This window comes from Luteimonas arsenica, assembly GCF_004352825.1.
GTDB lineage: Bacteria > Pseudomonadota > Gammaproteobacteria > Xanthomonadales > Xanthomonadaceae > Luteimonas > Luteimonas arsenica.
This window is the reverse complement of the sequence record NZ_SJRW01000002.1, coordinates 1-21,572: the sequence shown is the minus strand read 5'-3', so window position 1 is coordinate 21,572 and position 21,572 is coordinate 1. Positions and strand designations below refer to the sequence as shown.

Sequence of the window (21,572 nt, the reverse complement as noted above, 5' to 3'; positions counted from 1 at the left end):
ATGTCCGCATCCAGTATCCAACGCCACCTCCTCGTCGCCGCGATCGCCGGTGTGCTCGCCCTGGGCCCTGCCGCCGACGCCTTCGCGCAGACCGCAGCCGAGCGCGCCGCCGAGCGCCGCGCCGCCCGCCAGGCCGCCCTCGAGGGTGGTGAGAAGGACACCCGCAAGGGCGCCGCGGCCGAGGAATATCCCGACGCCACGCGCAAGGAGCCGGGTCTGCGCTCCAGCTCGCGCCTGGGTCCGCGCATCAACAAGGTGTCCGCGGCGCAGCAGGAAGGCGACCTGGCTGCCGCCGAGGCCGCGGCCAAGGACATCCTGGAGAACGACAAGGCCAACGCCTACGAGCGCGCCATCACCCTGCGCCTGCTTGCCGATCTCCTGATCGACACCGACAACGATCGCGCCAGGAACCTCCTGCGCGAGGCCATCGAGCTCGACGGTCTGGGCAACAACGATCACTACGGGTCGATGCTGGCCCTGGCCCAGCTGCAGATGCAGGACGATGACTACGCCGGCGGCCTGGCCACCCTCGACCGCCTGGTCAACGAGACGAAGACCGACAAGGCCGAAGTGCAGGTGCTGCGCGGCAACGCCCTGTACCGGCTGGAGCGCTACGACGAAGCCATCGCTGCGCTGGAGCCCGTGGTCAAGGGCAATCCGGAGGCTCGAGCCGACTGGAACCAGCTGCTGATGGCCTCCTACGCCGAGAGCGGCCGCGGCTCCGAGGCCACCGCGCTGGCCGAACAGGTCGCCGCGAAGACGCCGGACGACAAGCGCGCCCAGCTCAATCTGGCCAACGTGTACCTGCAGGCCGACGACTACCCGAACGCGATCGCGGTCTACGAGCGCCTGCGCTCGGCCGGCGAACTCACCGATGAGCGCGACTACAGCAACCTGTCGGCGCTCTACCTCAACTCCGACAACGGCGAGGCCAAGGCCATCGAGGTGCTCAACGAGGGCCTGGACAAGGGCGTCCTGAAGGGCGACCACCGGACCTACTCCTCGCTCGCGCAGGCGTACTACTTCACCGACCAGTACGACAAGGCGATCGAGTTCTATGGCAAGGCCGCGCCGCTGGACGAAGACGGCGGCACCTGGCTGAACCTCGCCAAGGTGCTGGCCAACGAGGGCCGCGACGCCGAGTCCAAGGCCGCCGCGCAGAAGGCCCTTGACAAGGGGCTGCCGAACCCGGAAGAGGCCAGGAAGCTGCTCGCCCGCTGAAACAGGCCTCCTATTGATGCCGGCGCGCGGTGGTACTGCCCGGCTAAGTTGGTATAAGCTTGGAAATTCCCGCGCTGAACACACCAGCGCGGATCCAGACAACATTCGGGGCGCTTGCCGCCCGGCCAGAATCGAGTTCCCCGCATGACGCAGCACGCCACGACCCTTGACCGGAACAACGACCAGGACGAGGGTCTCAACTGGGCGCGTATCGCCGGCTTCACCATGGTGGTGGCCTTCCACGCCGCCGCTGTCCTGCTCCTGCTGGCGCCGGTCAATCCGCCCGGCGCCGCACAGGAAGAAGAGCAGGTCACCCGCGTGGTGATCATCGAGCCGCCGCCGCCGCCCCCGCCGCCGCCGCCGCCGCCGCCGAAGCCGCCGGAGCCGCAGCCGATCAGGGAGCTGACGCCGCCGACCCCGACGCCGCTGCCGCCGCCGCCGGAAGAGCCGCCGGTGGTCTTCGACGACCCGTCGCCGATGGACACCCCGGCCCCGCCGCCGGCCCCGCCGGCGCCGCCGGCCCCGGTCGCCAACATCGGTGCCAGCGTCGATCCCTCGTCGCGCAGCATGAACCCGCCGAAGTACCCGCCGGCGGCCCTGCGCGCGGGCATCACCGGCCAGGTGGTCCTGGTCGTGGACGTCGACGCCTCGGGCAACGTGACCAACGTGTCGGTCGAGAAGTCCAGCCGCAACCGCGACCTCGACCGTGCCGCGATCGATGCCGCCCGCCGCTGGCGCTTCAACCCCGAGATGCGCGACGGTGTCGCCGTCGCCGGCCGCGTTCGCGTCCCGGTCGACTTCGTCCTCTGACGAGCGCGCCTCCAACGTCTTTGCAACACCCGCTGTGCCCGCTACACCCTTTACCCAACACCACAACATCTAGAAGGTAAGCGTCATGCTGCAGGAAACCACTAACGTCCCCGCCGCCGGAGGCAGCAACGCCGCTGCGCTCCAGCAGATGGGCTTCGCGGACATGATCCAACACATGGACGCGGTCGGCTGGGTGGTGCTCATCACCCTCCTGGTCATGTCGGCCATGTCGATCTACTGGATCATCTTCAATGCCATCAAGCACATGCGTCTGCGCAGCAGCTCGGATCGCGTGATCAACACCTTCTGGGAAACCCAGAACGCCCAGGACGCGATCCGCGCCATGGAAGAGGAATCGCGCGGCGAGCCCTTCTCCAAGATCGCGCTCGATGCCGCCCAGGCCGCGGCCCACCACCAGCGCCACGAAGGTTCGCGCCTGGTCGAGTCGCTCAACCGCTCCGAGTTCGTCGACCGCGCGCTGCGCCAGGGCGTGACCCGCGAGTCGCTGAAGCTCGAGGCCGGCCTGACCGTGCTCGCCACCGTCGGTTCGACCGCGCCGTTCGTCGGCCTGCTCGGTACCGTGTGGGGCATCTACCGCGCCCTGATCCGCATCGGCGCCAGCGGCCAGGCCGACATCGGCGCGGTGGCCGGTCCGGTGGGTGAGGCGCTGATCATGACCGCCATCGGTCTGGGCGTCGCGATCCCGGCGGTGCTGGGCTACAACTTCTTCGTCCGCCTCAACCGCGGCGTGAACAACAAGCTCGACACCTTCGCGCACGACCTGCACGACTTCTTCGCCACCGGCTCGCGCGTCGGCGAGCAGAAGCGCTGATCCGTCGGCAACGGCCTGGTACGTAGGGAGAAACCGACATGGCTTTCAGTTCAAGCAGTAGCGGCCATGACAAGGTCAACGCCACGATCAACATCGTGCCGCTGGTCGACGTGATGCTGGTGTTGCTGATCATCTTCATGGTCACGGCGCCGCTCATGGCCCACAAGGTCAAGGTCGAGCTCCCGCAGGCCAACCTGGACGAGCGGCCCGACACGGCGCCGCCCGCCCTGCCGATCACCGTCGCGGTGACCGACAACGGCGACATCTTCCTCAACGACCAGCCGGTGACCCTCCAGCTCCTGGAGAGCTCGCTGGCCGTCGAGGCACAGAAGACCCCCCAGCCCCCGGTCAACGTCCGCGCGGACAAGACCACGAAGTACGGGATGGTGAAGGAGGTCGTCGACCTCGCGCAGGCCTCAGGCATGCGCAAGGTCGGCTTCGTCGCCACCCGCGAAAGCAACTGACCCGGAGTTAGCAGCATGGCTTTTTCGTCCAATTCCGGTGAAGGCCCGATGGCCGACATCAACATCATTCCGCTCTGCGACGTGATGCTGGTGCTGCTCATCATCTTCATGGTCACCGCGCCGCAGCTGTCGTATCCGATCGACATCGACCTGCCGCAGCGTTCCACCAATCCGCCGGTGAATCCGGTGGATCCGCCGGAGCCGATCAAGCTCCGCATCGACGCCGGCGGCCAGGTGTTCTGGAACGACAGCCCGACCCCGGTGTCGGCGCTGCGCAACATGATGGAAAGCGAGGTCCAGCGCGATCCGAACAACCAGCCGACGCTGCAGATCGACGTCAATGCCGAGGCCGATTACGGCGTGCTGGCCAAGGTGCTGGCCGAAGCGAAGAACGCACAGATGATGAAGATCGGTTTCGTCCGGAACTGATTCTTGCAAGACCCGCCCGCGGCGTCGCCTGCAGCGCGCCCCGGGACAACAACACGCTTGCTTTCTTGCGCCGCCCTACATGGGCGGCGCTTTTTTTGTGGGGACGAGGAAGAGCTCTTTTTGCCACGGATTTGCGCGGATTACGCGGATCGGGCTGAGGCCACTACAGGGGGCTGACGCCACTACAGGGACTGCGCGCTGCACAGGCTCTTTTGCTGACCTGGCTTCGGCGAGTTGTCGTGCTAGAGGCCTGAACCCCAAGCTCGCCTCAACCAAATCCGCGTAATCCGCGCAAATCCGTGGCAGATCTCTTGCTCTTCCGGAACTACAGCAATGCGAGATAACGGCCGACGGTAGCGGAGAGTCCTTCGTAGAGGGATTCGGCGATGAGGGCATGGCCGATGGAAACTTCTTCGATGCCGGGGACGGCGGCGAGGAAGTCGCGGAGGTTGGCCTGGCTCAGGTCGTGGCCGGCGTTGACGCCGAGGCCGGCGGCGGCCGCGCGGCGGGCGGTGTCGGCGCAGGCGGCCAGGGCCGCGCTGGCGTCGCCGGCATGGTGGGCTTCAGCGTAGGGGCCGGTGTAGATCTCGATGCGGTCGGCGCCGGCTGCTGCTGCGGCCTCGACCTCGCTGCCGGCGTCGGCGAACAGGCTGACGCGGCAGCCCAGGTCGCGCAGTTCGGCGATCAGCGGCGCCAGAAGTTCGCGGTCGCGCGCGAAGTCGAAGCCGTGGTCCGAGGTGATCTGGCCGTCATCGTCCGGCACCAGGGTGGCCTGGGCCGGCCGGGCTTCCCGGCACAGGGCGATGAAACCGGGGTAGCCCGGACGCGGTGCGGCGAAGGGGTTGCCTTCGAGGTTGAGCTCGACGCCGCGTTCGGCCGCCAGCGCGGCCAGGGCCATGACGTCGTCGGCGCGGGCGTGGCGCGCATCGGGGCGGGGATGCAGGGTCAGGCCGTGGGCGCCGGCGTCCAGGCAGGTGCGGGCGGCACGCAGCAGGTCGGGTTCGGCGCCGCCGCGCGAGTTGCGCAGCACGGCGATCTTGTTGAGGTTGACGCTGAGTCGGGTCATGGGCGGCAGCATACCGCCGTCGACGGTGCGCGCGGCTCAGCCCTGGGGCGGCTCCGCGGCCTGCACGTCGGCGCCGGCGGCGGCACGGCGGGCTTCGGCCTCTTCACGCAGCCGCTTCAGCTCGAGCGGGTCGAGCATCATGCTGTCGTCGCGTGCCTGGTTGCCCATGCGCTGGGCGAGCAGGCCCAGCACCCAGGCGATGATGCTGCCCAGGGCCACGAGAAGGCAGAGCACGACCAGGGCCATCGACGAAGCATTCAAGGCCACCGCGAAGGCACCCGCGGCCAGGAGCAGGAACAGCCAGGGCATGTGAGGTCTCCACGTGGACGAAAACGCAGTCTAGCCCGGCCGGCAGGGTGGGCGCGTGGCCGCCCGGCGGTGGCTGGGCGCCGCTGGTCACAGTCCGGACGTCGCCCGGCGAACCGCGGGCAGTATCGCGTCGGGATCCGCCTAGAGCAGCGGCGACATCAACCGGGCCAACGCCTCGGGCAGGCGCGCCCGCAGCAGGGGCCGGCGGCGGCCGCGCTGCACCCGCGGCGCGTGCGCGAGTTCGCCCTCGATCAGCGTGGCCAGCTGGTCCGCGATGCCGGGATCGTCGAACAGCACCGAGACCTCGAAGTTGAGGCGGAAGCTGCGGTGGTCGAAATTGGCGCTGCCGATCAGCGCCAGCTCGTCGTCCACCAGCAGGGTCTTGCTGTGCAGCATGCGCGGCCCGTACTCGTAGACCTTCACCCCGGCCACCAGCAGCTGCCCGAAGTAGGAGCGCGCGGCCAGCGTCACCAGCTTCGAATCGCTGTCGCGCGGCACCAGCAGGCGCACGTCCAGGCCGGCCAGCGCGGCCGAGGTCAGGGCCATCATCGCCGCCTCGCCGGGCACGAAGTAGGGCGTGGTCATCCACACGCGCTTCTTCGCTGCCTGGATCGCGGAGACGTGCATGCGGTGGATCGCTTCCCAGGGCGAATCCGGTCCCGAGACCAGCACCTGCGCCCGCACCGGTCCGGGCGCGGGTTCCACCGGCGTGTCGCGGACGACGCAGGAGAGGAAGTCGCGGTCGCCGGTGGCATAGGCCCAGTCCTCGCAGAACACCAGCTGCAGCCGGCGCACGACGTCGCCTTCCAGGCGCAGGTGCAGGTCGCGGTAGGCGGTATCACCCAGGCGCTCGTCCTGTTCGTCGGTGACGTTCATGCCGCCGGTGTAAGCAACCGTACCGTCGATGACGACGATCTTGCGGTGGGTGCGCAGGTTGGCCCAGGGCCGGCGCCAGAACTGGCCGAAGCGCATCGGGTGGAACCAGGCCAGCTCGCCGCCGGCCTCCAGCAGCGGGCCGAAGAAGCGCCGCGCGCGGCCGGAACCGATGGCGTCCACCAGCAACCGCACCTGCACGCCGGCGCGGGCGCGTTCGACCAGGGCGTCGCGCAGGGCGGTGCCGGTGCGGTCGGGCTCGTAGATGTAGTACTCCAGGTGCACGTGCTTCGTGGCCGCGCCGATGTCAGCCAGCAGCGCCTGGTACTTGGCCGCGCCGTCGACCAGCAGGCGGACCTCGCGCGCGCTCGAGGGCGGCAGCCCGGTGGTGGCCGCGCCCAGGCGGGCGAGTTCGGCGGCGTCGGCGTGGGCGGGGTCGGGGGCTTCGGGCTCGTGCTGCAGGGAGGCCCGGCTGCGCGCGCGGCGCAGGCGCTGGCGATGGATCCGCTGCGGCCCGAACACGTGGTAGACGAAGAAGCCCAGGTAGGGCAGCAGCGCCAGGCCCAGCAGCCAGCTGAGCGTGGCCACCGGCTCGCGCTTCTGCAGGATGATCCAGCCGCCGAGCAGCAGCAGGTAGGCGGCCCAGGCCGCCAGCAGCCAGGCGCCGAGGTTCGGGATCGACCACAGGCCCTGCCAGGCTTCGCGCAGCACGTCCAGAAGGTTTCCCCTGCGTCGCGCGGGCTGCGACGGCGTGGGCGTAGGCTATCCGGATGCGCGACGACGGCAAAGCCAGGCTTGCGGCGCTCGGCCCGCTGAAGGGCCGGGGCGCCGGCTCGCGCGTGGCCGGCCGCTTCGAAAAGCGCGTCGCCAGCCGCGAAGATGACGGCTGGGGCTCGGGCCACGACTTCAGCGACGCCACCGGCGAATCGCTCGAGCCCGGCCCGGCCACCGTGGTCACCGCCGAGCGAGCGCGCAGCATCATCAGCCGCAACGACTCGCCGGACCTCGGTTTCAGCCAGTCGATCAATCCCTACCGTGGGTGCGAGCACGGGTGTGTCTATTGCTACGCCCGCCCCAGCCACGCCTACCTGGACCTGTCGCCGGGGCTGGACTTCGAAACCCGGCTGTTCGCCAAGACCAACGCCGCCGGGCTGCTGCGCGCCGAACTTGCGCGCCCGCGCTACCGCTGCTCGCCGATCGCGCTCGGCGTGAACACCGATGCCTACCAGCCGATCGAGCGCCGCGAACGCATCACCCGCCAGCTGCTCGAGGTGCTGGCCGAGGCGCGGCACCCGGTGCGGCTGATCACCAAGAACGCCCTGGTGCTGCGCGACCTCGACCTGATCGCGCCGATGGCGGCGCAGGGCCTGGCCCAGGTGTCGGTGTCGGTGACCACGCTCGACAACCGCCTGTCCGCGCGCCTGGAGCCGAGGGCGTCCGCGCCGCACACGCGCCTGAAGACGATCGCCGCGCTCCACGAAGCCGGCGTGCCGGTAAGCGTGATGGTGGCGCCGGTGATTCCGGCGATCACCGACGGCGAGATGGAATCGATCCTTGCCGCCGCGCGCGAGGCTGGCGCCTGCGACGCGGCCTGGGTGCTGCTGCGCCTGCCGCACGAGCTCAAGGAGGTCTGGCGCGAGTGGCTGGCGCAGCACTATCCCGACCGCGCCGCACGCGTGATGAGCCTGGTCGCGCAGATGCGCGGCGGCCAGGACTACGACAGCGGCTTCGGCACCCGGATGCGCGGGGAGGGCCCGTTCGCGCAGCTGCTGGCGGCGCGCTTCGCCACCGCGCGGCGGCGGTTTGGCTACGCGCGCATGCCCGAACTGGACTGCAGCCGCTTCGTTCCGCCGCAGGCAGCGGACGCGCCGGCACAGGGTCGCCTGTTCCAGGATTGAAGCCAGGCCCGGCGTCTGCGGTTCATCCATCACGCGTCCTATACGCGGCCACCACGTGGCCGTGGTGTACGGTTCGCCAATGAAGCAGGAACAGAGCCACGGCACGTCCCCCGGCGTCGCCGCGGCGGAGCCCCCCCTTCCACAGCAACCCGCGGACGCCGCCAGCGACGGCGACCTCGGCGAGCGCCTGCGCGCGTGCGAAGCGGAGCTCGCACGCGTTCTCAAGGATCAGCAGCTTGTCTCCTACGGCATCGCCCATGACCTGCGTGCGCCGCTGCGCGCGATCGAGGGCTTCGCGGCGATGCTCGAGGCCACGTCCGGCGAAGCGCTCGACGCGACCGGCCGCGACCACCTTGCCCGGATCCGTGCCGCCGCCGCGCGTATGGCGAAGCTGATCGATGGGCTGCAGGCGCTGTCGCGTGCCTCGCACGACCACCTCGACATCGGCGATGTGGACGCCAGCCTGCTCGCCGACTGGGCACTGGTGGAACTCGGCGACGCCGAACCCGGGCGCGCGCACGAATCCAGCGTGCAACCCGGGATCCGCGTCCGCGCCGACGAACGCCAGCTCAAGCAGCTGTTCGACCACTTGCTGCACAACGCCTGGAAGTTCTCCGCCGGCCGCGATGCCGTACGCATCGAGGTCGATGCCGAGCGCGCGGGCGACACCGTCACCATCCACCTGCGCGACCACGGCAGCGGCTTCGACCCGCGGCATGCCGAACGCGCCTTCGAACCCTTCCAGCGCGTGCATGGCCCTGACGAAGGCGGCGGGCACGGCCTGGGCCTGGCGATCGCGCAGCGCATCGCCGGGCGCCTGGGCGGGCGCATCAGCGTCGACACCGCGCCCGGCGAGGGCAGCGTGTTCCACGTCGAACTGCCAGCCGCCGCCGACGGACCGCCGGCATGAGCAACCGTCCGATCCTGCTGGTCGAGGACAACCCGGACGATGTCGAGCTGACCCGGATCGCCTTCGCCGAAGCCAAGATCGCCAACCCGCTGCACGTGGTGGGGAACGGTGCCCAAGCGCTGGACTACCTGTTCGGTCGCGGCGAATGGGCCGACCGCGAGCGCCACGAGCCGCCCTCGCTGGTGCTGCTGGACCTCAACATGCCGCGCATGGACGGCCGCGAAGTGCTGCAGGCCATCCGCGGTGACGCCGCCACCCGCAGCCTGCCGGTGGTGGTGATGACCACCAGCACCGAACCCTTCGACGTCGAAGCCTGCTATTCGCTCGGCGCGAACAGCTACATCCGCAAGCCCGTCGACTTCGGCCAGTTCATGTGGGCCGTGAAGCAGGTCGGCATGTACTGGCTGGTGCTTAATCACCCGCGGGAGGGTTAGGGCGGACTCAGCCCGCCGGGAACAGGGTTTCGGCGCGCTGGAAGAGGATCCAGCTGGTGGCGATGAACTTGTCGCCGCCTTCGGGGCGGTTGCCGCGGTGGGTGTGGGTGAAGGCGGTGGGCGCGATCAGCAGGTCGCCGGTGCGCGGTTTGATCTTCCGGCCCTGGAACAGGAACTCGGTTTCGCCGGCGTCGAAGCCGTCGTTGAGGTAGACCGTCCACAGCAGGTGGCGGTGCAGGGTCTCGGCCTGCGGGTCGCGCGGGTAGAGCTCGCAGTGCCAGTAGGGATAGCCGCCTTCGCCGGCGGCGTACCACTGCAGGTTGATGCTGCCGGGGCGCAGGCAGGCCATGGCGAGCTGGCCCAGGGCCTTGTTGTCCATCGCGGCGAGGTCCTCGGCCTGCAGCCGGCGCAAGGCGCCGTCGGCATCGGGCTGCTGCAGCATCAGCGGCGCGATCAGCGCCTGCGGGTAGCGGCGCAGGTAGGCGAGCAGGCCGCTGTAGACGGCCACGTTCAGGGCCTGCTCGACATCGACCCAGTCGGCGCGACCGGGCAGGGCGATGTCGCGGCTCTTCTTCAGCTCCGGGAACACCCCGCTGCCCACGCGCCCGGGCTGCAGCGCATCGCTGGCGCGCATGCGCTCGACGATCGCCGCACAGGTCGCGGCATCGACCGCCCCGGGCACCACCTCGATGAAGTCCGTGCCAACGCCTTCGCTCATGCGGGCCTGTCTCCTGCAGCAACGGCCTTGGCCGCGATGTACGGAGCTTATGCCATGGGGGAAGCAAAAGCTTTTTGCCACGGATCTGCGCGGATTACGCGGATTGGGCCGTGGCCAGCGCCATCACCACGCTCTGCACCCGCTTTTTCCGGGTGGGCAATCCGGCACCAACCTTGCCCAGGCCAGATCCGCGTAATCCGCGCAGATCCGTGGCAAAGGCTTTTTTTTCTTCACCAACGGCCGCAGCAGCGCCTACGAAGCGGCTGCGTCATGGTCGAGGTGGTAGCGGGTGGCGGTTTCGACTTCGGACTTGGAGCCCAGGAAAACGGGGACGCGCTGGTGGAGCTGGGTCGGGGCGATGTCCAGGATGCGGTCGCGGCCGTTGGTGGCGGCACCGCCGGCCTGCTCGACCAGGAAGGCCATGGGGTTGGCTTCGTACATCAGGCGCAGCTTGCCGGGCTTGGACGGGTCCTTCCTGTCCCAGGGATAGACGAAGATGCCGCCGCGGGTCAGGATGCGATGCACGTCGGCGACCATCGAGGCAATCCAGCGCATGTTGAAGTCCTTTCCGCGCGGACCCTCCTTGCCCACCAGCAGGTCGTCGACGTACTGCTGCATCGGTGCTTCCCAGTGGCGCTTGTTCGACATGTTGATGGCGAACTCCTTCGTTTCCTCCGGGATGCGGATGGATTCGCGTGTCAGCATGAAGGTGCCGGTTTCGCGGTCGAGGGTGAAGGCGTGGGTGCCGTGGCCGAAGGTCAGCACCAGCGTGGTCTGCGGGCCGTAGACGCAGTAGCCGGCGGCGACCTGGGCGGTGCCGGGCTGCAGGAAATCCTCGTCGCAGGGCGTGGTCGTGCCCTCGGGGCAGCGCAGCACCGAGAAGATCGTGCCGACCGAGACGTTGACGTCGATGTTGCTGGAGCCGTCCAGGGGATCGAACAGCAGCAGGTAGTTGCCGCGCGGGTAGGCGTCGGGGATCGGGTGGCAGTGGTCCATTTCCTCGGAGGCGCAGGCGGCGAGGTGGCCGCCCCAGGCATTGGCCTCGAGCAGGATGTCGTTGCTGATGACGTCGAGCTTCTTCTGCGCCTCGCCCTGCACGTTGCCGGTGCCGGCGTCGCCGAGCACGCCGCCCAGCGCACCCTTGCCGACCGCGATCGAGATGCTGGTGCAGGCGCGGGCGACCACGGCGATCAGCTGGCGCAGGTCGGCGTTGATGCGGCCGGCGCGCTGCTCCTCGATCAGGTGGCGGGTGAGGGTGACGGCGTGGCGGGGGCTGGACATGGCGACCTGCGGACGGGAAGGACGCCGCCATTCTCCCGGCTGCCGCCGGGGAAGCAAGCGCATGGCAGACTGCGGGGCTTCCACGACACCGGACTCCAACGTGCCCGAGGACACCGCGGCCCTGCTGTACGCCTTCTCCGCCGCGCTCGGTGCCGGGCTGCTGGTGGGCCTGGTGCGCGAGCGCGGCCACGCCACGCAGCCCACTGCCGGCCTGCGCACGCACGCGCTGGTGGCGCTGGCAGCGGCGGTCGCGGCCTGGCTGGGGACCGCGGTGCTGGTGGTGGTGCTGGCCGCCGTCGCGCTGCTGGCGGCGATGGCCTACCACGCCAGCCACGAGCAGGACCCGGGCCTGACCGGCGAGGTGGCGCTGGTCGCCACCGCCCTGCTGGGCGCGCTGGCGCTGCGCTCGCCGGCGATCGCCACCGGCCTGGCGGTTCTGGTGGCGGTGCTGCTGTTCGCGAAGCAGCCACTACACCGGCTGACGCGCGACCTGCTGAGCGAGCGCGAAGTCTTCGACGGCCTGTTCCTGCTGGCCTCGGCGCTGGTGGTGCTGCCGCTGCTGCCCGACCGCGGCTTCGGCCCCTACCAGGCGATCAACCCGCGCACGCTGTGGCTGCTGGTGGTGCTGGTGATGGCCGTCGGCGCGCTGGGCCACGTCGTGCTGCGCGTGATCGGCAACCGCTGGGGGCTGGCGGTGTCGGGGTTTTTCGCCGGCTATGTGTCGTCGACCGCCGCCGTGCTGGGGTTCGGCCAGCGCGCCAAGGACTCGCCGCAGCTGCTGCCCTCGGCCGTGGGCGCGGCGCTGCTGGCCAACCTGGCGTCGCTGAGCCTCAGCGTGCCGGTGCTCGGCGCGCTGGCGCCGTCGCTGGTGGCCGAGCAGCGCTGGGTGCTGGCGGCGGTGGGGGCGGTGCTGCTGGCAGGCGGCCTGCTGGGCCTGCACGCCGGGCGCGAGGACGAGGTCCCGCCGCCGACGGCTCAGACGCGGATGTTCCGGTTCGGCCACGCGCTCGGCTTCGCGGCGCTGGTCGGCGGCCTGGTGCTGCTCGCCGCCGTGCTCAACCGATGGACCGGCGCCGGCGGTGCGATGGCCGCCGCGGTGATCGCCGCGGCGGCCGAACTGCACGCGTCGATCGCCACGCTGGGCAGCCTGCGCCTGAGCGACGCCATCGACCCGGCGCAGGGGCGATGGCTGATGGTCGGCCTGCTCGCCGCCAGCCTGGGCACGAAGTCGGTGCTGGCCTTCGCCAGCGGCGGACGCGGCTACGGCCTGCGCGTGGCCGCCGGGCTGCTGGCGGCGCTGGCCGCCGGCGTCGCCGCGGCGGCGTTCGTGCCGGGCTGAGCTAGCGGCGGTCGAACCGCCACTCCAGGCCGAGCAGCCAGCTGCGGCCGGCGCCGGGCTCGTAGAAGCGGCCGTTGCCCTCGTTGACGATGACCGAGCCGACGTGGTCGCGGTCGAGCACGTTGTCGATGCGCGCGAACACCCGCAGCGGGCCGGAGGCGGTGGCCCAGCGGCGCGAGGCCTCGACGTGGAGCAGGCCGTAGCCCGCGGCCGAGCCGGTGCCGGCGTCGTTCACCATCACGTCGCCCATGGCTTCGGCCTCCAGCGCCGCCGACCAGGCGCCGCCGTCGCTCCACTGCAGGCGTGCGAACGCGTGGCGCTCGGGCACGCCGGGAATGCGCCGGCCGGCGGCGATCGCGCCGGTGTCGGCCGCGCCGCTGCGGAACTCCGCCTCCAGCTGCGTCGCCGCCAGCTGCAGGTCCCAGGCCTCGCCCAGCGGCTGCCACCAGGACAGCTCCACGCCCTGGCGGCGCGCGCTGCCGGCGTTGCGATAGCTGCTGCGGCCGGCGACGTTGCCGGCCACGGCGATCTCGTCGTCGGTGTCGGCGCGGAACAGCGCCGCCTCGAGCAGACCGCCGGCCGGCGTGCGCCACTTCATGCCCAGCTCGAGGTTGTCGCTGACCGCCGGGCGCAGGCCGAAGGCCAGGCCGGCGCCGCCGTCGGCGCGGTAGGAGAGCTCGTTGAAGGTCGGCGTCTCGAAGCCGCGGCCCGCCGACGCATAGATGCGCAGGTGCTCCGACGGCGCGAAGGTGATGCCGGCCACCGGCGAGGTTTCGGCGTAATCGACGCGGCCGCTGTCATCGGGATTGCCCGCGGTGACGTAGTGGTCGCGCGATGTGAACGTGGCCTCGCTGCGGCGCGCGCCAAGCAGCAGCGACCAGCGCGGCGCGAACCGCCACCAGGCCTGCGCGTACAGGTCGTCGGACTCGACCTCGTTGCGCTCGTCCCGGCGCAGCGTGCCGCGCACGCCCAGCGACTCGCCGACAAAGCTCTCGAAGCCGCGGCGGTGCTGGCGCTGGCGCTCGCCGGACAGGCCCGCGGCAAGTTCCAGCGGACGGCCCGCCAGCGCACCGCTCCAGGACCAGCGCGCATCGTAGCCGGCGTAGCGGTTGTCGAGGTCGATCACGCCGCCGGAGTGCAGCGGATTGCGCTGCGGCGCCGGCGGGATCGGCAGCACCTGGGTGACCTCGCGGTCGCCGCCCCAGGCCGACAGCCGCAGCGCCTGCGCCTGGCCGAAGCCCTGCTCGAACACCGTGCCGGCCTGCGACTGGCGCACGCTCTTGCGGGTGTCGTAGACATAGGCGTTGGCGACGGCCTGGCGAGGATCCTCGCGCATCTGCTGCGCGGTCAGGCCCAGCGGATCGCGCGCCTCGGGGATGTCGACGTGATTGAGCACCAGGTCGAGGCGACGGCGCTCGCCCAGCTCGAAGCCCAGCTTGAGGTTGGCGACGTCGCGGCGCGCCGCGGAATGGTCCCGCCAGCCGTCGGTGTCCAGGCGCGAGAGCGACAGGTTGTAGCCGACCACGTCGTTGCCGCCGAGCAGGCGTGCCGCGCCGGTCCAGGTGCCGTCGCTGCCGACGGTGGCGCGCAGGCGCCAGGGGGCGCCGGCCTGGCCATCAGCGCTGTGGATCGAGACCACGCCGCCGGACGAGTTGCCGTGCAGCGCCGAGAACGGCCCGCGCAACACCTCGATGCGTTCGGCGCCGGCAAGGCTGAAGTGCGACAGCTGGCCCTGGCCGTCGGGCATCGACGCCGGGATGCCGTCGGCGTACAGCCGCAGCCCGCGCACGCCGAAGGTCGCGCGCGCGCCGAAGCCGCGGATCGACAGCTGCGTGTCCTGCGCCAGGTTCTGGCGGTCGCGCGCGAGCAGGCCGGGCACGCCGCGCAGGGCCTCGGAGACGTCGGCCTCAGCGGTGGAGCGCTCGCCTTCGAGGTCGATGGTGGCGGTGGAGGCGGGTGTGTCGAAGGCCGGCACGGTGCGCAGGCGGGTGGCTTCGACCACGACGGCGTCGAGGATGGTGGGGCTGGCGGTGGGGGCCTGGACCTCGGCGGGCGAGGCCGCGAGGGCCGCGGCGGAGCAGGAAACAAGCGCGAGCGCGATGGCGAACGGCAGCGTCGACAGCGGGGGAACGGCTGCCGGAGGGGGGGAGAGGGAAGTCATGCGGGCATTGTCGACCGTGGCAGGGGGAAAGGCCGGTGCGTGCGTGGGAAAGCAGTGTTCCCGTCGGATTTTTTGCGGGGCGAGTTCATCTCCCAGACCCGGGGAAGGCCGGTTTTCTTCGGGTCGGTCGGGGCGGCTCCGTTGGAGTCCTGGTGCGACTCCGTTGGAGGCCTCGCTGCCCGTCCCGCGCACAGGGGGTGTGCTCCCGGCCCCTGTGCACGGGACGGGCGGTGGCGTTGCCGGCTTCGGGTGGCGATGACTTCAGCGGTCGCGGCTGTAGCCGCTCCTGCAGGGGGCGGGGGCGGGCGAGGAGAGGTCAGACGTCGCCGTCGGTGGCCCAGCCCTCGCCGGTGCCGCGCTGGAAGACGGTGTCGGATTCGAGCACCGTGCCGGCCGGGATCGAGGACTGCTCGGCCAGGCGCGCATAGATCGGCGTGAAGTCCGGATCGGTCGCCGCCATCAGCTGCTCGAAGCTGTCGATGACGAAATAGGTCTTCTGGTAGGTGTCGATGCGGTAGCGCGTGCGCATGATGCGCTCCAGATCGAAGCCGATGCGGTTGGGCGCGGCGGACTCGAGGCTGTGCACCGACTCGCCGCTCGAGGACACGATGCCGCTGCCGTAGATGCGCAGGCCGTCGGCTTCGCGGATCAGGCCGAACTCCACCGTGTACCAGTACAGCCGCGTCAGGTTCTGCAGCGCGTCCGGCCCGATCGCATGCGCCTTGACCCCGCCGCGCCCGTAGGCCGCCATGTAGTCGGCGAACACCGGGTTCATCAGCAGCGGCACGTGGCCGAAGAGGTCGTGGAAGAGATCGGGCTCCTCGATGTAGTCGATCTGGTCCGGGCGGCGGATCCACCAGGTCACCGGGAAGCGACGGTTGGCCAGGTGGTCGAAGAAGTCGAGCTCCGGCAGCAGGCCCTCGACCCCGATCAGGCGCCAGCCCGTGGCCGGCTCCAACACCGCGTTGAGGTCCTCGTACTTCGGGATCCGGTCGGGCGTCATCCCCATCGCGTCCTGCGCGCGCAGGAACTCCCCGCTGGCGCGGCCGACCAGCAGCTTGCGCTGGCGCTCGAACAGCGTCGCCCAGGTGGCGTGGTCCTCGGCGGTGTAGCCGGCCCAGTTCTGGTCGACCACGCCGGTGGCATAGACCGGTACCTTGCCCTTGTCGGTGTGGATGTTCTCGACGCGGCGGGGTGCGGTGGGGGCCTGGGCGGACATGGTGGACTCCGGAATGGTGATGGTGGTGCAGGGGTGCGGTCGCGGAGCGGCCGTGCGGCGGGTCCCGACCCGGATACCGGCGACGGTGGGACCGCGAGGTGTCCCGCAGATGGCCGGCACGTGACGTGACCGGGGAGGCCCCGGCGGGACGGAGCATCGAAACGGCCGCCGCCCCTTGGTGTTGGCTGGACGCATGTTTCGTGCGCCGCTGCACCCCTGACCATCGACTCTAACGACAGAAGCACGCAAGATGGTTGCGATTGTTGCCTGTCGGGCGCCAGATGGCGCAATATTGTTGCGCAAGATTGCCGGAGACATCCCATGCCCGCCGCAGACACGCTGGATCGCATCGACCTGCAGCTGCTGGCCGAGCTCCAGCGCCAGGGCCGCCTGAGCAATGCCGAGCTGGCCGAGCGCGTGCACCTCTCCCCATCGGCCTGCCTGCGCCGAGTGCAGCGGCTTGAACGCGGCGGCGTGATCGCCGGCTACCGCGCCGAAGTCGACCCCGAACGGATCGGCCTGGGCCTGACCGCCTTCGTCCGCATCCGCCTGAACCACCACGATGCCGCCGCCGTCGCCGACTTCGCCGGCAGCGTCAACGACTGGGACGAGGTGGTGGCCTGCCATGCCCTGACCGGCGACATGGACTACCTGCTGCAGGTGGTGGCCGCCGACCTGGAGCACTTCTCCAGCTTCCTGCTCGACCGCGTGCTGGCGCGACCCGGCGTGGGCGACGTGAACTCCAGCTTCGTGCTGCGCACGGTCAAGGCGATGCGCGGGCTACCGCTGCCGGCGGGGTAGGGAGGCCGCTGCGCGTCAGTCCCGGTCGAGCGGACTCAGCACCCCGCCCGCGCCGCGGCCGAGCACGTGCGTGTAGATCTGCGTGGTGGCGAGATCCTTGTGCCCGAGCAGCTCCTGCACCGTGCGGATGTCGTGGCCCGACTCCAGCAGGTGGGTGGCGAAGGAATGACGCAGCGTGTGGCAGGTGGCCGGCTTGTCGATGCCCGCCGCGACCCGTGCCGCCTTGACCGCGCGCTGCAGCACCGCCTCGTCGACGTGGTGGCGCCGCTTCGTCCCCGATCGCGGATCCACCGACAGCTGCCGCGCCGGGAACATCCACTGCCAACCGAACTCGCGCGCTGCCGACGGATACTTCCGCGACAGCGCATGCGGCAGCCAGACCTCGCCGAAGCCCTCCATCAGATCACGCGCATGCAGCACCCGGACGCGCTCGACCTGGGCCTCCAGACCGGCCTCGAGCTTGCGCGGCAGCGGCACCCGCCGATCCTTGCCGCCCTTGCCGTTGCGCACCACGATCTCCCGGCGCCCGAAGTCCACATCCTTGGTGCGCAGCCGCACCGCCTCCATCAGCCGCATGCCCGCCCCGTAAAGCAGCGACGCCATCAGATTGAGCTGCCCGTCCATGAGCGCGAGCAGCGCCCGCACCTCCGCATGAGTGAGCACGACCGGCAAGCGCTGCGGCCGCTTCGCGCGCGTGACCGACCCGACCCAGGGCAGTTCCAGCCCGAGTACTTCCTTGTAGAGGAACAGCAGCGCCGACAGCGCCTGGTTCTGCGTGCTGGCCGCGACGTTGTCGCGCACCGCAAGCGACGACAGGAAAGCCTCGACCTCCGCCAGGCCCAGATCGCGCGGATGGCGACGGCCGTTGGCGAGGATGAAGCGCCGTGCCCAACCGACGTAGGCGCGCTCGGTGCGGATGCTGTAATGCTTCATCCGGCAGCGGATGCGGATCTGGTCGAGCAGGCGGGGAGAGTGGGGCACATCGGCCCCGCCGCCTCCGGCGGCGGCGCCACCGCCACCGCCCCAGGAAGCGCTGCCGTCCTTGGCAGCTCCGATTACCGCCTTATCCTTGGCCCGGTATGGCATACCGCCTCATCCACGGGGTATTCCACGACAGCATTACCGCTCCCGCCGCGCCGCGACAGGCGATAAAGCCGTGATTCTGTGTGGGATTTCCCTGACCAAGGGAGAGCGGGTGGTGCGAGGAGCTACCTGCTACATTCCGCTTTTGGAATCTACTTAGTGTTAGGCCCGCATCATGCAAAGTCGCGAGTCCAACAAAGCGCTTAGCCTTGCCTCTGGTGCGGCACTTGCCGCTGCCTTTGCACTCTCGGTTCCCGTTGTTGAGCGGCTCATCGCTGCCATTCTGCAGTGGTGCAAGTTCGCGGGCTACTCGGATGCTGGCTATATCACACTCAGTCTTAAAACCGGTTTCCTCTTCACCGGTTTGCTCGCGGCCACCTTTGGATCTGCTCTGTGGTTCAATCGACTTGCCAAGCGTCGCGCCGCACCTCGCGCTAAGGGCCTGTCTTACCTGGCCATGTGGGTTGCGGCGGTAGTTCTGGTGACTTACTGGCTCTTGGGCATGAGTGGCCTCAATGTCTGGCGGGCCTAACAATTCATTCAAGCCGACGCCGCTTCGCGGCGCGGCTTAATTCAGGCGTTAGGAGACATGGTGTTCTCTTTCTTTGAACCTAAAGCACTCAAGAAGAGCAAGCGGGCGGCGCAAGCAGCGGGTCTCCAGCGCCAGCAGGCGTCGGACAAGATCGCTATAGAAATGCAGCTGGTTGATAAGTGCAGGAGCCTCGCTTTTCGCAGCAGGGATAAGCTTCTCGCTGAACCACGTGATGGCAATGAAGCGCTTGTGCAGCTGCTGATTTCAATCAGAAGCGCTGATGAACTCATACAGGCCCTGGAGCGTGGATTGCCACACGCTCTAAAGGCGCTCTCTCAGAAACACGAGGCGGCTGTTGCAAGCAACTCAATTGCTGCTTACGACGAAGTTCAATCAGCGGAGCTTGAGATACGAGACTCATTCCTCGAACTACATAAGCAGGCTCTAGAGGTTATCGAAGCACTCTTGAAGGCAGACGCAGCATGCGAGAGCGTGTTGAGGGAATCTTCGGTTAATGTCACCTAACAATTCATTCAAGCCGACACCGCTTCGCGGCGCGGCTTAATTCAGGCGTTAGGCCTCTCTTCTAATGTACGTACTCACCGAGCAACTTCACTCAGACGGCGACCCAAGCCTGCCATTCAAGCGTTATGGCAGGTACTTAGAGCGCAATAAAGATCGCTTTCCCGTCTCTGCCTTTAAGCTCGCCTCCGGACCGCTGCTTAATGCGGCCGATCGCCGCTGTCCACATGATGCATGGCTGGAGTGGGCTCGCTTTGAGGAGCCAGCGAGGGGCAAGCGGCGCCAGATCCGCCACCTTAGCTTGCGTGTTCGTCTTCTTGGCGCGTGCCACGACCGCTACCTGGAGCTGTTTTATCCTAGGGTCTACTCATACACCATGACCAATCCAGTAGCGTCCGGCGGCCACTATGATTGGCGGTACAGTGAGTTGACCCTCAATAAGGCTGGGAACGTGGTGCATGAGATCGAGTGGGCTGGCCCTCCAGGTGCGCATGCAACGTGGCTAATTGAGGCGTCAGATGTTCGTTTACGGTCGCTTCCCTTAGGAGCGGCCTAACAATGCGTTCAAGCCGACACCGCATCGGGGCGCAAACCACATGGCAGGTACAGCTTGCCATGTGCTTCACGCCCCGCTGCGGCGCGGCTTAACTTAGGTGTTAGGCGCCAAACAGACATCTCTATGAGCTTTCACATCAATGGCATCGAGCCAGAGCTGAGCGGAAAGGTCTGCACTGGGCTCGCGGTGCAGCACTTCTACGAGGGGGCACGCATCGCGGACCCAGCTAACGTCGTGTTCTTCTGCTTTGATGGCGTGTGGCACCGAATCTATTTCGAAACGTACACAGTATTCTGGCGGTCCGGGCAAGCTCCAGAATCGCCGATCAACGCGACACTTGATTACGGCCTCTTAATCAACCACCTGACTGACCTTCCCGGCATCGTGGGACAGCGGCTAGAGAATGTCTCTTACAGTTCAACGGAGCATGGAGATGTCTCGGCAAAATTCTTGTTCAGTGGTGGCAAAGAGCTGACGCTAAGATACGACACCGGCGCTGACTTCACTCAGATTGGCGCCTAACAATTCATTCAAGCCGATGCCGCTTCGCGGCACGGCTTAATTCTGGTGTTAGGCCGCTGTGGACCCTACAAGAGTACTGACAGTCGAAGATATCCGTGAGGGGTTGGCTACCGCGACAGAGTGGCGCCACTTCTGGATTTGGCACGGAGTGAAGTTGGTGTCGTTCATGGCTGCCTGCGGCTTGGTGCCGATTTGCATTGGCTACCTTGGAGACGGGCCGGTTTCGCCTTGGGCGTTCACGCTTCCTCTTCTTCTTTCAGCTATCGTCGCGCCCACGCCACTTCGTGAGTTTCTGCACTTCTCCCGGATGGTTGCAGAGTTCAAGAACGTTGAACTCAGGGCTTCGGCTGGGGAGCTGGTGCACGCTTCTGACGTGCCGTCACTTACGCGGCGCGCGGCCTAACAATGCGTTCAAGCCGAAGCCGCTTCGTTACGCAAACCACATGGCAGGTACAGCTTGCCATGTGCTTCGCTCCACTACGCGTCTCGGCTTAACTTAGGCGTTAGGCGGCTCTGCGAATGTTCTTGAAGCGCCCAGCCTTTCTCATAGTGTTCCTCAGCAGCTTAGCCGTCGCTGCCGAGGAGATTGCTGCTGTGCCATCTCAGCCAGCCACTTGGTATGGCGACTTCCGGAGCCAAGTCGTCCCGACGGACGAGTGCCCGGGCGGAACCGTTGAGCAGATCGGCGAGCGTATGTCGGTCTCTGCGCCATACTCCGCGCAAGACGCTGAGGCAATACAGCGGTTCTCTCTTTCAGCTCTACGCGGCATTGCGGGTAATGATCAGGTGCATGAGTTCTATTTCAGTTCCGAGCTTCCTGGCGGCAGCTTTTGGGGGTTCGGCGGTTTCCTAGTGGCGCGCGGGGTATGCGTCATCCACGTCAAGGTCACTAACGTTGACAACTAAGGAGCCGCCTAACAATTCGTTCAAGCCGATGCCGCTTCGCGGCACGGCTTAACTCAAGTGTTAGGGCGCATGAGACACATCCTCGCCATCCTGCTGCTTGCTCTCTGCGCTTGTAGTCGCTCCGGCGATGCGACGTTTCCGGTACTGCGAGCATTCGATGATTTCAGTTGCCCCCGGCTACCTGTGGATTCCGGCTACTCGGTGCAGGCTCGGCTGGGGCCTGACTACACGATTTGCACTCTCACACCACTCCAATCCGGCCTTCTTCCCGCAGAGATTCGCGTTGGTGGGCATTGGTCCTTACCCAATGACAGCCGCTTTGCCGGATTCTCAGAAACTCCAGTAGGAAAGGTTGCGTGGTTCTATGGAGTAAGAGACAACTCTGTCCACGAGCGCTTGGCATTTCTACCCACTGGCCTCACCCAGCCTTCGGATGTGCTTCTGGTCATCTATGGTGGTGAACTGCAAGAGGCTACCCGGCAGCGTGAGCTGGTACTTGCAGCTGTGGTTCGCGCTAGCATGCGCCCTAACAATTCATTCAAGCCGACGCCGCTTCGCGGCGCGGCTTAATTCAGCAACTGTCTTGAAGCGTGCCGTTCAAGCCATTGCCATGCCCTCGGCCCGCAGCTCATCGCGCCGCCTGGCATTGATGATCCCGAGCAGCTTTCGCATGCACGCTACGAGTG

The 21,572-nt window shown here is 68.2% G+C and carries 21 protein-coding genes; 13 read left to right on the top strand and 8 right to left on the bottom strand.

What is annotated here, in order from left to right; genetic code table 11:
• The 5 genes from E2170_RS07600 (at position 1) to E2170_RS07580 (ending at position 3,756) form a co-directional block, all read left to right on the top strand.
• Positions 1-1,221, top strand: a complete 1,221-nt coding sequence (locus E2170_RS07600; RefSeq protein WP_133000092.1) for a tetratricopeptide repeat protein — start codon at positions 1-3, stop codon at positions 1,219-1,221.
• Between the two features lie 144 nt (positions 1,222-1,365).
• On the top strand, positions 1,366-2,031 hold the full coding sequence (locus E2170_RS07595; protein WP_133000091.1) for an energy transducer TonB: 666 nt from the start codon (positions 1,366-1,368) through the stop codon (positions 2,029-2,031).
• Positions 2,032-2,116: 85 nt separating this feature from the next.
• Entirely contained in the window at positions 2,117-2,863 is a 747-nt protein-coding gene (locus tag E2170_RS07590) for a MotA/TolQ/ExbB proton channel family protein (RefSeq protein WP_133000090.1), read from the top strand.
• A gap of 38 nt (positions 2,864-2,901) precedes the next feature.
• Positions 2,902-3,327 carry an ExbD/TolR family protein gene (locus E2170_RS07585; protein WP_133000089.1) on the top strand — a complete coding sequence of 142 codons (426 nt, stop codon included), beginning with the start codon at positions 2,902-2,904 and terminating at the stop codon, positions 3,325-3,327.
• Positions 3,328-3,342: 15 nt separating this feature from the next.
• Positions 3,343-3,756, top strand: a complete 414-nt coding sequence (locus tag E2170_RS07580; RefSeq protein WP_133000088.1) for an ExbD/TolR family protein — start codon at positions 3,343-3,345, stop codon at positions 3,754-3,756.
• A 325-nt stretch (positions 3,757-4,081) separates the two neighbouring features.
• Here the strand turns inward: E2170_RS07580 and E2170_RS07575 are convergent, their stop codons facing one another.
• From E2170_RS07575 to cls, 3 genes are all read right to left on the bottom strand, one after another.
• A complete protein-coding gene (locus E2170_RS07575; protein WP_133000087.1) occupies positions 4,082-4,822 on the bottom strand; it encodes a pyridoxine 5'-phosphate synthase in 741 nt (246 codons plus the stop codon).
• A 36-nt stretch (positions 4,823-4,858) separates the two neighbouring features.
• Complete coding sequence (locus E2170_RS07570) at positions 4,859-5,131, bottom strand: hypothetical protein (RefSeq protein WP_133000086.1); 273 nt, start codon at positions 5,129-5,131, stop codon at positions 4,859-4,861.
• Positions 5,132-5,272: 141 nt separating this feature from the next.
• Positions 5,273-6,721, bottom strand: a complete 1,449-nt coding sequence (gene cls, locus E2170_RS07565; protein ID WP_133000085.1) for a cardiolipin synthase — start codon at positions 6,719-6,721, stop codon at positions 5,273-5,275.
• Positions 6,722-6,774: 53 nt separating this feature from the next.
• Between cls and E2170_RS07560 the strand changes: the two genes are divergently transcribed.
• From E2170_RS07560 to E2170_RS07550, 3 genes are all read left to right on the top strand, one after another.
• Positions 6,775-7,902: a PA0069 family radical SAM protein gene (locus E2170_RS07560; protein WP_133000084.1), complete on the top strand. Its 1,128-nt coding sequence runs from the start codon at positions 6,775-6,777 to the stop codon at positions 7,900-7,902.
• Between the two features lie 79 nt (positions 7,903-7,981).
• A complete protein-coding gene (locus E2170_RS07555) occupies positions 7,982-8,812 on the top strand; it encodes a sensor histidine kinase (RefSeq protein WP_133000083.1) in 831 nt (276 codons plus the stop codon).
• Positions 8,809-9,246 (top strand): response regulator, encoded by a 438-nt coding sequence (locus tag E2170_RS07550; protein ID WP_133000082.1) that lies wholly within the window; start codon positions 8,809-8,811, stop codon positions 9,244-9,246. Before E2170_RS07555 ends, E2170_RS07550 begins: the two co-directional genes overlap by 4 nt.
• A 7-nt stretch (positions 9,247-9,253) precedes the next feature.
• On the opposite strand, the gene E2170_RS07545 is transcribed toward E2170_RS07550, so the two are convergent.
• Together E2170_RS07545 and E2170_RS07540 are read right to left on the bottom strand one after the other, a co-directional pair.
• Positions 9,254-9,964, bottom strand: coding sequence for a 2OG-Fe(II) oxygenase (locus tag E2170_RS07545; protein WP_133000081.1), 711 nt, complete (start codon positions 9,962-9,964; stop codon positions 9,254-9,256).
• 252 nt (positions 9,965-10,216) lie between these two features.
• Entirely contained in the window at positions 10,217-11,245 is a 1,029-nt protein-coding gene (locus tag E2170_RS07540) for a class 1 fructose-bisphosphatase (RefSeq protein ID WP_133000080.1), read from the bottom strand.
• 61 nt (positions 11,246-11,306) lie between these two features.
• On the opposite strand from E2170_RS07540, the gene E2170_RS07535 reads away from it, so the two are divergent.
• Entirely contained in the window at positions 11,307-12,584 is a 1,278-nt protein-coding gene (locus E2170_RS07535; protein ID WP_165942198.1) for an MgtC/SapB family protein, read from the top strand.
• 1 nt (position 12,585) lies between these two features.
• Here E2170_RS07535 and E2170_RS07530 read toward each other — a convergent pair whose 3' ends face one another.
• Together E2170_RS07530 and phhA are read right to left on the bottom strand one after the other, a co-directional pair.
• Positions 12,586-14,745 (bottom strand): TonB-dependent receptor family protein, encoded by a 2,160-nt coding sequence (locus E2170_RS07530; RefSeq protein ID WP_133000078.1) that lies wholly within the window; start codon positions 14,743-14,745, stop codon positions 12,586-12,588.
• Positions 14,746-15,061: 316 nt separating this feature from the next.
• Positions 15,062-15,964: a phenylalanine 4-monooxygenase gene (gene phhA / locus E2170_RS07525; RefSeq protein WP_133000077.1), complete on the bottom strand. Its 903-nt coding sequence runs from the start codon at positions 15,962-15,964 to the stop codon at positions 15,062-15,064.
• A gap of 321 nt (positions 15,965-16,285) precedes the next feature.
• Here phhA and E2170_RS07520 point away from each other — a divergent pair, with 321 nt between their 5' ends.
• Complete coding sequence (locus tag E2170_RS07520) at positions 16,286-16,765, top strand: Lrp/AsnC family transcriptional regulator (protein WP_133000076.1); 480 nt, start codon at positions 16,286-16,288, stop codon at positions 16,763-16,765.
• 15 nt (positions 16,766-16,780) lie between these two features.
• Here the strand turns inward: E2170_RS07520 and E2170_RS07515 are convergent, their stop codons facing one another.
• Complete coding sequence (locus tag E2170_RS07515; protein WP_279432873.1) at positions 16,781-17,728, bottom strand: integron integrase; 948 nt, start codon at positions 17,726-17,728, stop codon at positions 16,781-16,783.
• A 295-nt stretch (positions 17,729-18,023) separates the two neighbouring features.
• Between E2170_RS07515 and E2170_RS07510 the strand changes: the two genes are divergently transcribed.
• From E2170_RS07510 to E2170_RS07500, 3 genes are all read left to right on the top strand, one after another.
• Positions 18,024-18,380, top strand: coding sequence for a hypothetical protein (locus E2170_RS07510; protein ID WP_133000074.1), 357 nt, complete (start codon positions 18,024-18,026; stop codon positions 18,378-18,380).
• 57 nt (positions 18,381-18,437) lie between these two features.
• Complete coding sequence (locus tag E2170_RS07505) at positions 18,438-18,905, top strand: hypothetical protein (protein ID WP_133000073.1); 468 nt, start codon at positions 18,438-18,440, stop codon at positions 18,903-18,905.
• A 676-nt stretch (positions 18,906-19,581) separates the two neighbouring features.
• The gene (locus tag E2170_RS07500; protein WP_133000072.1) at positions 19,582-19,980 is read left to right on the top strand and encodes a hypothetical protein; all 399 of its coding nucleotides are present in this window, start codon (positions 19,582-19,584) and stop codon (positions 19,978-19,980) included.
• Positions 19,981-21,572 lie beyond the last annotated feature (1,592 nt).

Coding starts and splice junctions, on each gene's coding strand:
- E2170_RS07600 (WP_133000092.1), top strand. CDS start 1: ATGTCCGCATCCAGTATCCAACGCCACCTCCTCGTCGCCGCGATCGCC.
- E2170_RS07595 (WP_133000091.1), top strand. CDS start 1,366: ATGACGCAGCACGCCACGACCCTTGACCGGAACAACGACCAGGACGAG.
- E2170_RS07590 (WP_133000090.1), top strand. CDS start 2,117: ATGCTGCAGGAAACCACTAACGTCCCCGCCGCCGGAGGCAGCAACGCC.
- E2170_RS07585 (WP_133000089.1), top strand. CDS start 2,902: ATGGCTTTCAGTTCAAGCAGTAGCGGCCATGACAAGGTCAACGCCACG.
- E2170_RS07580 (WP_133000088.1), top strand. CDS start 3,343: ATGGCTTTTTCGTCCAATTCCGGTGAAGGCCCGATGGCCGACATCAAC.
- E2170_RS07575 (WP_133000087.1), bottom strand. CDS start 4,822: ATGACCCGACTCAGCGTCAACCTCAACAAGATCGCCGTGCTGCGCAAC.
- E2170_RS07570 (WP_133000086.1), bottom strand. CDS start 5,131: ATGCCCTGGCTGTTCCTGCTCCTGGCCGCGGGTGCCTTCGCGGTGGCC.
- E2170_RS07560 (WP_133000084.1), top strand. CDS start 6,775: ATGCGCGACGACGGCAAAGCCAGGCTTGCGGCGCTCGGCCCGCTGAAG.
- E2170_RS07555 (WP_133000083.1), top strand. CDS start 7,982: ATGAAGCAGGAACAGAGCCACGGCACGTCCCCCGGCGTCGCCGCGGCG.
- E2170_RS07550 (WP_133000082.1), top strand. CDS start 8,809: ATGAGCAACCGTCCGATCCTGCTGGTCGAGGACAACCCGGACGATGTC.
- E2170_RS07545 (WP_133000081.1), bottom strand. CDS start 9,964: ATGAGCGAAGGCGTTGGCACGGACTTCATCGAGGTGGTGCCCGGGGCG.
- E2170_RS07540 (WP_133000080.1), bottom strand. CDS start 11,245: ATGTCCAGCCCCCGCCACGCCGTCACCCTCACCCGCCACCTGATCGAG.
- E2170_RS07535 (WP_165942198.1), top strand. CDS start 11,307: ATGGCAGACTGCGGGGCTTCCACGACACCGGACTCCAACGTGCCCGAG.
- E2170_RS07530 (WP_133000078.1), bottom strand. CDS start 14,745: ATGACTTCCCTCTCCCCCCCTCCGGCAGCCGTTCCCCCGCTGTCGACG.
- phhA (WP_133000077.1), bottom strand. CDS start 15,964: ATGTCCGCCCAGGCCCCCACCGCACCCCGCCGCGTCGAGAACATCCAC.
- E2170_RS07520 (WP_133000076.1), top strand. CDS start 16,286: ATGCCCGCCGCAGACACGCTGGATCGCATCGACCTGCAGCTGCTGGCC.
- E2170_RS07510 (WP_133000074.1), top strand. CDS start 18,024: ATGCAAAGTCGCGAGTCCAACAAAGCGCTTAGCCTTGCCTCTGGTGCG.
- E2170_RS07505 (WP_133000073.1), top strand. CDS start 18,438: ATGGTGTTCTCTTTCTTTGAACCTAAAGCACTCAAGAAGAGCAAGCGG.
- E2170_RS07500 (WP_133000072.1), top strand. CDS start 19,582: ATGAGCTTTCACATCAATGGCATCGAGCCAGAGCTGAGCGGAAAGGTC.